The organism is Wolbachia endosymbiont of Pentidionis agamae (genome assembly GCF_036711655.1).
Lineage (GTDB): Bacteria > Pseudomonadota > Alphaproteobacteria > Rickettsiales > Anaplasmataceae > JAZHPY01.
Map to the genome: position 1 here is coordinate 1 of NZ_JAZHPY010000014.1, position 13552 is coordinate 13552.

At 29.9% G+C, this 13552-nt stretch carries 15 protein-coding genes; 9 read left to right on the forward strand and 6 right to left on the reverse strand.

All coding sequences use genetic code 11. The features are described 5' to 3' along the window. The coding region (locus tag V6U76_RS01475; protein ID WP_333023250.1) for a sensor histidine kinase at nucleotides 1-1089 on the forward strand (1089 nt) is incomplete at its 5' end. Between the two features lie 26 nt (nucleotides 1090-1115). Here the strand turns inward: V6U76_RS01475 and V6U76_RS01480 are convergent. From V6U76_RS01480 to V6U76_RS01500, 5 genes are all read right to left on the reverse strand, one after another. Next, nucleotides 1116-1493: a ferredoxin family protein gene (locus tag V6U76_RS01480; RefSeq protein WP_333023251.1), complete on the reverse strand. Its 378-nt coding sequence runs from the start codon at nucleotides 1491-1493 to the stop codon at nucleotides 1116-1118. A 233-nt stretch (nucleotides 1494-1726) separates the two neighbouring features. Then, nucleotides 1727-3556, reverse strand: coding sequence for a hypothetical protein (locus tag V6U76_RS01485; protein ID WP_333023252.1), 1830 nt, complete (start codon nucleotides 3554-3556; stop codon nucleotides 1727-1729). Then, nucleotides 3525-3899 carry a hypothetical protein gene (locus tag V6U76_RS01490; protein WP_333023253.1) on the reverse strand — a complete coding sequence of 125 codons (375 nt, stop codon included), beginning with the start codon at nucleotides 3897-3899 and terminating at the stop codon, nucleotides 3525-3527. Before V6U76_RS01490 ends, V6U76_RS01485 begins: the two co-directional genes overlap by 32 nt. A gap of 79 nt (nucleotides 3900-3978) precedes the next feature. Further along, nucleotides 3979-5163, reverse strand: a complete 1185-nt coding sequence (gene tgt, locus V6U76_RS01495; protein WP_333023254.1) for a tRNA guanosine(34) transglycosylase Tgt — start codon at nucleotides 5161-5163, stop codon at nucleotides 3979-3981. Between the two features lie 167 nt (nucleotides 5164-5330). Beyond that, nucleotides 5331-5522, reverse strand: a complete 192-nt coding sequence (locus V6U76_RS01500) for a hypothetical protein (RefSeq protein WP_333023266.1) — start codon at nucleotides 5520-5522, stop codon at nucleotides 5331-5333. Between V6U76_RS01500 and V6U76_RS01505 the strand changes: the two genes are divergently transcribed. From V6U76_RS01505 to purF, 8 genes are all read left to right on the forward strand, one after another. Then, a complete protein-coding gene (locus tag V6U76_RS01505; RefSeq protein WP_333023265.1) occupies nucleotides 5437-6891 on the forward strand; it encodes a proton-conducting transporter transmembrane domain-containing protein in 1455 nt (484 codons plus the stop codon). The two genes, V6U76_RS01500 and V6U76_RS01505, sit on opposite strands and share 86 nt — an antisense overlap. Before the next feature lie 455 nt (nucleotides 6892-7346). Beyond that, the gene (locus V6U76_RS01510; RefSeq protein WP_333023255.1) at nucleotides 7347-7649 is read left to right on the forward strand and encodes a helix-turn-helix domain-containing protein; all 303 of its coding nucleotides are present in this window, start codon (nucleotides 7347-7349) and stop codon (nucleotides 7647-7649) included. Nucleotides 7650-7702: 53 nt separating this feature from the next. After that, on the forward strand, nucleotides 7703-8044 hold the full coding sequence (gene rpoZ, locus V6U76_RS01515; RefSeq protein ID WP_333023256.1) for a DNA-directed RNA polymerase subunit omega: 342 nt from the start codon (nucleotides 7703-7705) through the stop codon (nucleotides 8042-8044). Nucleotides 8045-8120: 76 nt separating this feature from the next. Further along, entirely contained in the window at nucleotides 8121-8666 is a 546-nt protein-coding gene (locus tag V6U76_RS01520) for a Smr/MutS family protein (protein ID WP_333023257.1), read from the forward strand. 70 nt (nucleotides 8667-8736) lie between these two features. Continuing rightward, nucleotides 8737-8922, forward strand: a complete 186-nt coding sequence (gene rpmF, locus V6U76_RS01525) for a 50S ribosomal protein L32 (RefSeq protein WP_333023258.1) — start codon at nucleotides 8737-8739, stop codon at nucleotides 8920-8922. A gap of 7 nt (nucleotides 8923-8929) precedes the next feature. After that, nucleotides 8930-9964, forward strand: coding sequence for a phosphate acyltransferase PlsX (gene plsX, locus V6U76_RS01530; RefSeq protein ID WP_333023259.1), 1035 nt, complete (start codon nucleotides 8930-8932; stop codon nucleotides 9962-9964). After that, on the forward strand, nucleotides 9957-10937 hold the full coding sequence (locus V6U76_RS01535; RefSeq protein WP_333023261.1) for a beta-ketoacyl-ACP synthase III: 981 nt from the start codon (nucleotides 9957-9959) through the stop codon (nucleotides 10935-10937). The genes plsX and V6U76_RS01535 overlap by 8 nt, the downstream gene beginning before the upstream one ends. Nucleotides 10938-11071: 134 nt before the next feature. Then, nucleotides 11072-12454, forward strand: a complete 1383-nt coding sequence (purF, locus tag V6U76_RS01540; protein WP_333023262.1) for an amidophosphoribosyltransferase — start codon at nucleotides 11072-11074, stop codon at nucleotides 12452-12454. 109 nt (nucleotides 12455-12563) lie between these two features. On the opposite strand, the gene V6U76_RS01545 is transcribed toward purF, so the two are convergent. Continuing rightward, complete coding sequence (locus tag V6U76_RS01545; RefSeq protein WP_333023263.1) at nucleotides 12564-13226, reverse strand: hypothetical protein; 663 nt, start codon at nucleotides 13224-13226, stop codon at nucleotides 12564-12566. Nucleotides 13227-13552: the final 326 nt, after the last annotated feature.

A 13552-nucleotide genomic window follows, 5' to 3' on the forward strand; every position in this document is an offset into this window, starting at 1 on the left:
AATAATACAATATTGTTTAGCAATGTAAAAACTCAAGTGCTTGACAGTGAGCAATTATTAACAAATAAAGAAATCGATAAATTATTAGATAATAAAACTATGTCTTACATGATAAAAGATTGTCTCGTTTCGCTTTTTTCTATTTTTAATCAAGATGATAACAATCCATTATTTTTCTTGAAAATAATTCATAGCAATAATAGTTCTACGATGATAATGTGCCGAATATTTTTTTTATTTATTCAAATATTGCTGATAGTTGTTATATTGGTAATATACTATCTTAACAGGGCTAACAATCATGCACTGTCAGTTCAACACAAGACTAATCTTGAATTGCAGCAAGCAAAGGAGGTTTTAGAGAAGAGCAATGCAGATAAATTAGAATTTCTAGCGAATGTTACACATGAACTGCGTACACCTTTGAATGCAATTATTGGTTTTACAGAGCTTATAAAAGGTAAAATTTCAGACTCAACAGATCATTTTCAGTCTCAAGAGTATATAGATGATATACATAATGCTGGAATGCACCTACTTAGTTTAATTAATGACATATTGGATTTTTCAAAAGCTGAGTCGAATAACTTAACTGTTGAAAGAATAAGGTTTAATCTAAGTAAAATTATAGACTCGTCCATAAATATGTTACTCCCTCGTTTTAAAGATGCGGAAATTAAATTTGAAAAATACATTCCAGATAAACAAATACTAATTATTGCTGATCCAAAACGGATGAAACAAATAATGATAAACTTGTTGTCAAATGCAATTAAGTTTACTCCTAAAAAAGGCTGTATAAAAATGAAAGTTGAAGAAAGTATAGAAGAAAACTTATTAATTATAGAATTAAATGATAACGGTATAGGGATAATGCAACAAGATATATATAAAGTTATGTCTGTTTTTGGACAGGTGAAGTCAGCATATAGAAATGAAGGAACAGGCTTAGGATTACCACTTAGTAAAAAACTTGTTGAACTAATGGGAGGAAGTTTTCAAATTAAAAGTGAACCAAAATTTGGCACAACAGTTACTTTAAAATTCCCATATGAAGAGCAAGCAGGAGAAAGTTTGGTTAGCTTCTAAGTTAAACATGTAGAATGATTTTTCTTTCAATTATCTAAATTTTCAATAAAATGTACTGATTTATCTTGTTTTGTCTTATATTCTTCTGCTGTAACCATAGGATCTTTTGTTGCAGTTATGTTGGGCCATTTTTTTGAATATTCTGCATTTATACTATAGAATGATTTGAATAATTTTTGTTCTTTTGTAAGTAAAGCTTCATCTGTACCTAAAATATCTTTCACAGAATCATCAGTGACAATTGCATCTATTGGACATTCAGGTATACATACTCCACAATCAATACACTGATCTGGGTCTATAACAAGCATGTTTTTGCCTTCATAAAAACAATCTACGGGGCATACTTCAACACAGTCTGTATATTTGCATTTCATACATTTATCTGTAACAAAGTGTGTCATAAAAATTTATAATAGAATTGTTATATCTACAAACATTTAATAGGAGATTAAAAACTAAATCATACACTCATCAATTTGATTATAGGTTAAAAAGTGCTAAGCATCAATATCTACAGAAATATATAATTCTATTCTGTAATGGGGCGAATGCCCCATTATGCTCAGTTCATTTGTATTATATGCTCTAAGTAAAAAATCTTGTAGAAATAATACAGTAGGTACGATAGAAATACCTATATTGGAAGGCCAAAATACTGATTGCTTTCTTGCTGCTTATTGAGTTTACTAACATGAGTATCTTCTAATGCAGTTCTATGGCTTGGCAGCTCTGGTAATTTTCTCCGTGGTTTTTGAGGAGGAGTAGCTTGGCAGCTACTACCATGAGGTAGAACTTTGATAGATTCTTCATATTTAGGAGTTAAGCCTACAAACACATCCAAAATTTCAAACAAAGGAAATCCTTGTATATATACTTCTTTATTTTGTTCAGCTAATTTTACTATGTCCTTTTTTTCTAGCTGCACTTCTTTGCCATTAATTTCAACTTTTAGTACCTCATCAATTGTACCCTTAATACTAGAATTAATAAGTAAGGTGACAGTAACACCAATATCATTTCCATTTTTATCCTTTGCAGGCCATGTTATAGGCATTTCATATGAACCAAATTTGAACTCATAATACCTTTTACCATCTTTCTTACTAGCATATATTCCATGCTCAGAATCTAAGTATATATTTAATATATTAACATCATTTTCAAGTTTTAATATATCACTTATTACTGTTGCACTTTTTGACTCTGATTTTTTAACATTAATATTTAAAATCATATTATTAATATAAGCTTCGCAAGATGCGTCTTGAAAGTACTTTTTTGCTTTATTTTCTGCTGCTATTAAAGATTTTTTATAAAGGTCTAAATCTTTAGAAAACTTTTTTTGTATAGATTTATCTTTTTTCATCATAAGATAAGGTATTAACTTTATTATTCCATCATCATTTAATAAACGATTAAAAACCCAACGGTCTTTATTAGCCTCATTTAACACTGAATCAAAATCGTTATTACGTTCAATATCAGATACAAGCTTCAAGTGATTAGAACATTTACATAATAAAGCAGGCACTTCATTCAGCAACTCCTCAAGTTTTTGAGTATCATTGTGTCCTTTTGTAGTATAATATTTACTTATTATATCTAATATTGTATCTAGTACATTAGAATAATAATGTACTACTACACTTTTTTCAAATATATTACCAATGTATTTTTTCTTTTTGTCTAATTCTTCTCTTTTTTGCTTTAACTCAATAATTAATCGATCAAGCGATCCATATATACATTGTGCTTTGGATTCTTTAGTCTCAGTAGATTCACAATGTTTTTCATCACTATAATAATACCTAAGTTGCTCCATATATTTACATACAATATTAACATATTTAAACATTTGTAAAGATTCACCATCAGCAATTAGTTCTTTTGTTTCAATAGCATTGTATATTGTAATTAACTCATCACTTATTGACTCTAAGCTCGCTAAAGAATGATATAGTTCTGTAAAACCTTGCATGTTTATTAATGTGTGCCGTTTCTCTAACACACACTTATATTTTTCTTCAAATTTTGATAAAAGGTTATGACTTTGATCTATTGGATAACCTCTCATGTCTTGATTATTCTCTAAAAAGAATTTCCAACATTTAATTATTTCAGAAGCTTTATTAAGTGCTGCATTTACATGCTCTGTGCTAGGAATTTGCTCAGTAGATATCAACCATCCTAACACGTGTTGCAAACCTTTTACGTGATCCAAAGAAATAGAAAAAATACTACGTGATTCCCCTAATCTTTCAAAATCTAGCGGTATCTCCTTTACAATATAACCCAATACTTCTCTTGAAAATTCAATGTTATCCCTTGCTCTTATGATACCATAAAATGTTGGCCAAAGGGATTCTTGCTCTAATAATTTATTAATAATCTGAACTTTATCTTTGTTTTCTTCCAGCATTGAAGAAAATCTACTATATTTTGTAAGAAGAAAAAAAAACCTCAAAATAACTTTTTTGATTTTCTAAATTCTCTAATATTTTTTGTAACTGTTGCTTAGAAAAATTCTTTTCATTAGACAAGGATGCAAGTATATCTGTACCAAACATCAATATTTTCTTTTCTTCATTACTGATAGAAGGATGTTTAACAACATGGGATAATCCATTGTGCCAACTAGGAACCTCTTTGAGTAAGTCTTTTATTTTTTCTGCTAAATCAGCTTCTTGATTATTATTATTACATAGATCATTTATACCTTTTATGATTGTATTAATATAATTAGAAAAATAATTAACTACTTGGGGAAAAGTTAATGGATTCTGATTAAGTTCTTGTGCTATTACCATATAGTCCTCACTATTTATTAATAATATTTAACTTATAGTATGGAAAATAGTAAATGCAAGTTTTATTTACATAATTGTTTTATGCAATCCAATTATTTTTTTCTTGATGCAAGGTATTGTTACTTATAGCTTCCCTTATTGACTGCATTAAATTATTCATAAAGAAAATGTTGTGGATTGTAATTAAAGTATGAGAAAGTAATTCTTTAGCTTTAAGCAAGTGATGTATATAAGCTCTAGAATATTTCTTGCATGTGAAGCAAGAACAATCATTTTCAATTGGGTTATTGTCAAGTTCAAATTGTCTATTACGTAGGTTAATATGTTCTTTCTGTTTTGAAGAAAAAGAACTCCTATTTTTTATTTTGATTAGTGCACCACCGTGCCTTGCTAAACGTGTTGGATGCACACAATCAAATGTGTCAATTCCACACTCTACTCCATAGAAAATATCTGCTATTCCACCGATACCAAGCAAATGTATTGGCCTATCTTTTCTTAGACATCTAGTAGTAAAAGAAACTATATCGTACATTTGCTGTTTATTTTGACCTAATGATCCACCTATTGCTGAACCAAAAATTTGTAAATTATTAATAAAATCAGAGCTTTCTATACGTAAGTCCTCATATACTCCTCCTTGTACTATTCCATATAATGATTGCATGCCTTTATCACTTTTTTTAAATTCATCTAAGGAACGTTGAGCCCAATTGTGACTCATGATCATTGATTTTTGTGTATATTCTCTGCTAACATGGAATGGAGTGCATTCATCTAAAACTACGATTAAATCTGCCCCTAATTTTTGCTGAATTTGTATTGATTTCTCAGGAGTAAGATGATAGGTTTTACCATCTATATAAGAACGAAAAATAGCGCCTTCTTCATTAATTTTAATTAGTGTCCTTTGTTTTTTTATTACTCCTTTAATTTCTTCTGAAACTGAACCATGCCCAAGACTGAATATTTGATAGCCACCTGAATCTGTGAGCATTGGTTTATTCCATCCCATCATTTTATGCAAGCCACCAAGTTTTGCTATCTTTTCCTGTCCTGGCTGAAGCATTAAGTGATAAGTGTTAGAAAGAAGAACTTGTGTATTAGCTTCATCAACTCTTTCTATATCTACTGCCTTAATTGCAGCCTTTGTTGCACAGAATATAAATGCAGGTGTGTTTATATTACCATTTGGTGTTTCAATAATTCCTACTCTAGCAGAATTTGATCTTTTGTTTATCTTGAATGAAAAATTTAGATTCATTTATTTATAGCATCAGAAATTTAGTGAAATTTTGGCCTAATAAACCTACATATTAAGCTTTTTATTTTAGACTACCTGAAATATAATGTAAATTAAAGTTTTGAGTAACAAAGAGAAGTTATGTTATCAAAGATAATAGAAGTATTTAAGACAACTACATTCCTTAATTATATTTTTTCCTTTTTTATTCTACTTCTGTCTTTTTTAGCATTTTTACTGCCAAAGTTATTATCGTTTCTTACAATTGAAAATCTTTTATTAATCAATGCTGCAATTCCGTTTTTTAGTGCATTGATTATCTTTTCATTAAAAAAAACACAATCTAGGATTAATGATTGTGTTATAGTTTGTTCTTCCATATTCTTATTTATTAATTATCTTGGCTTACTATTCTTTACATATGGATATGCTGAACACTCAAGCCACAACAATTCTCAATTTATTATCTTAAATTTCAATAACAATCTTCATATTAGTTTTAAACTAGAACCAATAGGCAAAATATTTGGCTTATTAATATCATTTTTATGGGTACTAACAAGTATATATACCGTGGAGTATATGAGGAAGAATTATCCTAGCAGTAATTATTCACAATTTTTATTCTTTTTATCTATTTCAATAGGTTGCACAATATTTATTGCTTTTTCTGGTGATTTATTTACCACGTTCGTTTTTTATGAATTACTCACAATAAGTACCTATCCTTTGGTTACATATAATGCTACTCGTGAATCAGTAATTTCTGGACGCTATTATTTAGGGATACTATTTTTTTCATCTTTAATCCTGTTTCTTCCTGGCATAGCATTATTATATAATAAGTTTCATACCTTAAATTTTACAAATGGAGGTATATTTCATGCTAATCCTTCACTTGTCACTTTTACTATAGTTTGCTTTGTATTATTAATTTATGGAATAGGAAAAGCAGCTTTGATTCCTATCCACTTTTGGCTTCCAAGAGCAATGGTTGCTCCAACCCCTGTAAGTGCACTACTACACGCTGTAGCAGTTGTCAAGTCCGGAGTTTTTATAATAATAAAGTTTATACTATATATTTTCGGAATTAATAACATAAATTATTTTATCAAAAACAACTGGTTTGCTGGTGGATGGCTGCCATATATATCAGGACTTGCAATCATTGTAGCTTCTCTGATTGCACTTAAACAAAAAGAATTAAAGAAGTTACTTGCTTATTCAACTATTTCTCAACTTTCATATATTATTTTGTTTGCATCTGTTTTTACTGAATTTAGTATAAAAATAGCAGTTTTTCAGTTATTATGTCATGCACTTGCGAAAATCACTTTATTTTTTATTACAGGCATTATTATTATAAAAACAGGAGAAAAATATATAGATAAAATACATGGTATAGGGCGCAGCATGCCATTTACCATGATCGTATTTACTATAGGTGCTTTATCGATGATAGGAACACCGCCAACCCCAACTTTCTGGAGCAAGTTATTTATTTTTAGAGCTGTTTTTGATTCAGGTGATACAATGCTTTCTATATTTATAATATTAATATTGACAACAAGCACCTTGCTTAATGTATTATATTTCTTGCCCGTAATATATAATGTATTTTTTGTTAAATCCTCAAAAAATTATGTTACCAAAACTTCTATTTTTCTAACATTACCCCCTACTATGGCTATCATTTGTGTTTTAATTATCTTTTTTAATTATAATTTCGTATTAAAGATGATTTTGTAAATGGAAGTTTATTATAAAGTATCTTATGGTAAAAATAATTTTATTGTTTTTCATCACTAGTAATGTTAATTTAGCAATATAGCTTAATTGATAAGCTGGGCTTATATGTATAAAATATTTTTATGTTTTTAGTGCTTAATAAAAAGAGAAAATTCAATGTAAAGGATTTTTTTTTACATATAACGTATACTATGTTATATTTTATATTATTAGTTTAAAATCAATATCTTACTCTTGTTTTAGAAGATTTTCTATATGAGAATAATTTTTATTTTTTACTTGAATTAGTAAAGATATCTGTAAATAATTAGTTTAAGGTTTAAAATTTTTATTTTATATCTATTAGAACAGGTGTAGTAGTGATACTATGAATATTTTGCTATTAAATATAATCTATGGTAGCTTTTTTATAAAATGTAATAATATATTAAACTTATTTATATAGAGGAAAAATTATGGAAAGGATATTTTTTAATACTTTTCAGATTGGAGAAGTAAAAATCAAATTACTTGAAATTATAGTAAAAGTGATAGATGGTAATTGTTGGAATCAAACTAAAGCTGCAAGTGTTTTGGGAATTGATCAACCAAAAATCTCCCAAATTAGAAATGGAAAGATAGCTGGTTTTTCTATGGAGCGTCTGTTAACATTTTTAGCAAAGCTAAAGTGTAAAGTAGACATTACAATAGATTTAAAACAGATTAAGACAGAGTCTAGTTTAGAAAGTAAAGTAAAACTTGAAGCAGAAGAAGTTTAAAGTAATATAGTTTATAATGTAATTATATTATAATAATAAACAGGAGTGTAAGAATGAGTAGTGCTATTATAGAAAGTTATACTGAACATATTAATCGTTTTAAGTTAGTGCTTTTGGCCAGCCAGAGGGCATATGAACTCAGTATTGAGATGAATCAAGCCTCCAGTATGAGCAATAATCATAAAAGCACTACGATTTCTTTACACGAAATAACAGAGGGAAAAGTTGATCTTCATAAATTATTTGATTCATTGGTGTTGAAGTTTAAAAAGCATGTGAGCAATGTAGCAAATGCCTATTCATCAGATAGCTTTGCTGCTCAATCACAGGAAGGTGGTAGTAAATATTCCTTCAGTAATCTGTCTGGATCTGACAGTAATAAGTCTGATTCTTAAAGATTAAGTAAAGGATACAATTTCTTAGGCATAATTGAGTGAGTGGTAGACTTTAATGTTATTGTAGGGGTGTATTGTGAAAGACCGTAAGTTAGATCTTTCATTTTGGAAAGAGGCTACTCTAGATGTAAAGGCTGTAGAAGCTAAAATAGTAGATATGGATTTAAAGAGCTCTAAGTATGTAATGTCTTTAATGCATACTGATAAGATAAAATTAGATAATATGTATTCCTTAAGTCATAATGGAAGGTGTTTTAGTAATTTTAATTCATTTAGCTATTTTAATAGTAATGCAAAATTAAAAATTGATGGCAAAAAGTATAGTATAAATAGCACATTAGATTTACATGGTTATACATTAACTAGCGCTCACTCTAAGTTAGAAAGTTTTATTACTGAGAACTATTTTAAAAACAGCAGGTGTTTGTTAATTATAACAGGCTATGGTAATAAAACACTGAATACTGGAACTATAAGGGCTAATTTTCTAAATTGGTTAGAAAGTGATAAAATTAAACACATGATTTTGTATTGTAATCAGGCTGTAAACAAACATGGTGGTAATGGTGCTTACTATGTTATTTTAAAAAAAGGGATTGCTAAACACACTTTTCAAATTTGAGTCTATTTACTTTAGAGCAAGAATGTGTTATTTTAAATTAAATTTTTAGTATTACATATAGGTAATTATCTTGGCAGTACCCAAAAGAAAAAAGTCTAAATCTCGACGAAACATGCATCGTTCTCATCATGCAATTAAGCCTAAGAATATTATGTTCAATAAGACTACAGGCGAATATATGTTGTCTCATAATATGTCAATTGATGGGTACTATAAAGGGAGAAAAATCGTTGTAGCAGTTGAGAAAGAAGCATAGTTATCATATGTCATCTGCTACTGATAACATAGTTATTGCTCTTGACGCTATGGGTGGTGACTTTGCACCACAGTCAGTAATACATGGTGCTGATTTTTTTTATAATAATTTACTTAATTGTGATCAGAAGGTCTTTTTTCATATTTATGGTGACCAATCTAAAGTTTTGCCATTACTTGTACAATGTAGTCAATTAAAGAATAATTTTAAATTTATAAATTGTTCTGACAATGTTCTAGCAAATGATAGACCATCTTTTGCATTAAGATACCGAAAAGGATCTAGCATGAAAGCTGCAATTGATTCTGTAAAATCTGGTAAAACCTCAGGTGTAGTGTCTGCTGGTAATACTGGAGCTTTAATGGCAATTTCCAGGTTTACTCTAGGGACGTTATCAAATATTTATCGCCCAGCTATTATATCTATGTGTCCTACAAAATCAAAGAACTTTGTTTTACTGGATCTTGGTGCAAATGTTGATTGCAGTGCTAACATTCTTTTTCAATTTGCATTGATGGGTAGTATATTTGCAAAGATTGTACTGAAAGTAGAAAATCCTCAAGTTGCCTTGCTCAACATTGGTAGTGAAGAAATAAAAGGTACTGATTCAGTGCGAAAAGCATTTAAATTATTAAAAGATGCTTCTAACATGATTAACTTTAAGGGTTATATAGAAGCAAGTGAATTTTTAGATGGAATGGTAGATGTTATTGTTGCAGATGGATTTGTTGGAAATGTGATGTTAAAGACAGCTGAAGCTACAGCTAGTACTATCATTGATATTGTAAAAAAAGAGTTATCCAACTCTCTGGTAACCAAATTTTTAAGTTTGTTACTAAAGACAAGACTTAATAAGGCACTGTCGCGCTTTAATCCAAAAATAAGAAATGGCGCTATCTTTCTTGGATTAAATGGTATAGTAGTAAAAAGCCATGGCAATTCTGATAGCATTGCTTTTGCTCATGCAATCAAATTTGCAGTGGATATAATACATAGTGATTTAAATGATAAAATAATCAATGGAGTAAGCAATATTGAATAAAAGTTATATATTAAGTACAGGTTCTTATTTGCCAAGAAGGGTATTGAGTAATGAAGATATTGCGTTGAAAGTTGATACAAATGATGAATGGATTAGGAAAAGAAGTGGAATAGTCACTAGACATATAGCAAACGAAAATGAAGTAACATCAGATCTAGCAGTAAAAGCAGCGATCAATGCTATAGAAAAAACTAATATTTCTAACATTGACTTTATTGTAGTAGCCACAACTACACCTGATAAAACCTTTCCTAGTTGTGCAACGATTGTCCAGCATAAGCTGGGTTATGTAAACTGCTTTGCTTTTGATGTACAAGCAGCATGTGCTGGTTTTTTATATGCGCTTACCGTTGCTGATGCATTATTAAAATCATCATCCAGTAGCAAAGATCAAAATGCACTCGTTATAGGTGCAGATATAATGTCTAGGGTTTTAGATTGGAAGGATAGGTCAACTTGTGTATTGTTTGGTGATGGTGGTGGTGCTGTTATACTAGGTAGCAAGCAAAATGGGAGCGAAGATGGATGTATATTATCAACGCATTTGCACTCTGATGGTAATATTGATGTTTTATATACGAATGGTGGTGTGTCAACTACTGGTTATTCGGGTACAGTCTGCATGAGAGGTCAAGAACTATTCAAGCTTGCTGTGGAAAAGTTAGTGAGTATAGTAGAAGAAACGTTAATGCTTAATAAGATAAAAATTACTGATATAGGTTACCTTATTCCCCATCAGGCTAATATTAGAATAATACAAGCAGTGGCAGCAAGATTAGGTTTTCCTATTGAAAAGATAGCGATTACAATAGAAAAACATGCAAACACATCGGCTGCTTCAATACCATTAGCTTTAGATTATGCAGCACGTGAATCAAAGATAAAAGCTGGAGATCTTGTATTACTGATTGCAATAGGTGCAGGGCTGACTTGGGGATCTGTATTATTTCGCTATTCTGAAAATAAGCACTGATCTTTTAAATAGTTAAATACTTAACCCTTTAAATTAGGTATATAGTATTTCTTTTTTTGATATCAGAATTAAGGAGGATAGACAGTTGTACTTTATTTTTATTATAGTAAAATTAATCTTTATCCAGAACTTTCATGTTAGATGAATTTCATGAGGAATGTGGAGTTTTTGGTATAAGTCAACACCATAATGCTGCATTCAATTGTATGTTAGGTCTTCATGCCTTGCAGCATAGAGGACAAGAGTCTTTCGGTGTTACAAGTAGTGCTGATGGTCAAGTGTACTCCTACCATTCTGGTGGTCAGGTTAGCAGTGTATTTGACAATGTAAATGAAGTTACAAGATCTCTGCCTGGAATCTATGCAATAGGTCATGTCCGATATTCAACAAGTGGCAGTAAGTCTGGTTCACAACCAATGTCCAGAAGTAGTAGATTTGGTGATTTTGCAATAGCGCATAACGGGAATTTGCTCAACACACAAGAATTAAGTGAACGATTAAAAAAAGAAGGGTGTGTTTTAACATCAGATATAGATACGGAGCTTATTCTTCATTTAACAATTATTAGTATTAAAAATAATTTTATAGAGAGTTTAGTAGACGCACTAAAGCAAGTACATGGTGCTTATTCTATAGTTGCTGTTAATAAAGACACTGTAATAGGAGTACGTGATCCGGCTGGCATTAGACCTCTTGTTTTAGGAAGGCTAGGGAATTCATATGTTCTTGCATCTGAAACTTGTGCATTAGATATAATAAATGCAAATCTCATTAGAGAAGTGGAAGCTGGAGAGATGATTATTATTGATAAGAATGGTACTCTTACCAGAGAGTTTCCATTTGCAAAACAAAGGTCAACTTTTTGTATATTCGAATATGTTTATTTTTCAAGACCGGACAGTATAATGAAAAATAAATCTATATATTCTATAAGAAAAGATATAGGAGAAATGCTTGCAAAAGAAAGTCCTCCTGATAGAGATGCAGAGATGGTGATTCCAATACCTGATTCAGGTATACCAGCAGCAATAGGGTATGCAAAACAATCAGGACTGCCTATAGAATATGGAATAATAAGAAATCACTATATAGGAAGAACATTTATACAACCAACTGCTGAAGTCAGAAAAGTAAGAGTACAACTGAAGTATAATGCTAATAAACATATTTTAAAAAATAGAAATATAATTTTGATAGATGATAGTATAGTACGTGGCAGCACACTTAAAAATGTTATATCGATGTTAAGAGCTGCAGGTGTAAATAAAATTCATTTAAAAATTTCGAGTCCTCCAGTGAGACATTCTTGTTTTTATGGCATAGATACACCAATACGTAAAGATTTGATAGCTACTAATTTTTCAGTAGAAAGGATGCAGGAAATTATAGGGGTAGAAAGTCTTTACTTTCTGAGTATTGATGGGTTGTATTACGCTATAAAAGGAATAAAGCGCAATAACGAGGCACCTCAATATTGTGATGCTTGCTTTACTGGAAATTATCCGATTGGTCAGTAATTATTTGTGTTAAAAATAATAAAAACTAAATTAAAGCTACTATAAAAATAGTAAAAGGGATTATAAATATAACTTTATTTTAAAATTAATAATTCTTATTTTTGCTTCTTTAAGAAGCAGTTCTTCCTTGATCTTTGAATTGCTCTGACGTTATGTCATGTATCTGAGTAGTTGGATCTCTTCCATTTTCTTTAGTCAATTTGTTAACAATAGCTGATATGCAACATGCCACCAAAACGAAAGGTATTATACTGAGCACGTTAGATGCAAATCCTATCGCCAAACCTACTGGTACAGATACTGGCAAGGAAGAAAGAGGAAAAAGAAATTGAAATAATACCGGATGATCTACAATTGCAATAGTAGTAGCTGCTAAATCAAGATTAGTAAATAGTGATGAAGTCAATATACCGAGAGCAAAACCTGTGCCTATAACAAACGGTATAAATGCAACTTTCATTAGGATTTCTTTTCTGGTTTCTTTATTATTTATAGCACTAAACCCACCTTTATAAACTGCATACGGTAAGTATATAAAAAATCGTAAAAAAGAAGCAAAGAAAAAAAATATACCGCTAGCAATAACACCAAATAAAGGCAATGATAAAGATGTAATAAAATAAAGAGATAATACAATACCAATAAAAGCAACATAACTGCATACTGCACTAATTTTCTTATAAGTTTTATTATTTGATAGATTAAGAGGAGGCTCAACAATATTTTCTAAGTTTTCTGATGTGTTGTCTGTAATTTCTGTTATTGTAACCATAATGAACCTATAAATAATAATTGATTAATTTATAATAATATATTTATAATATTGAGTAAAGTTTTATTCAACATTTTGTAAAAATCTTTACTTCTCTGAAGTAACTGTAAGCGTTGTAAGTATAAAGATGGCGTCTTTTTTACCTTTAACTGTTTTTTAGTTTTATATCTTGGAAACAGTATTTATTTTTTAACTAGGAACTCCTATACAGTTTAGGATAAGGAGGAGCCACTGTTAATTTCTTAATTCATACTTTTCTACTGTAATTCTTTACAACGCAAAAACCTTCCTTTTCTAATACTTTCCTTATAGATTGATCCTATACT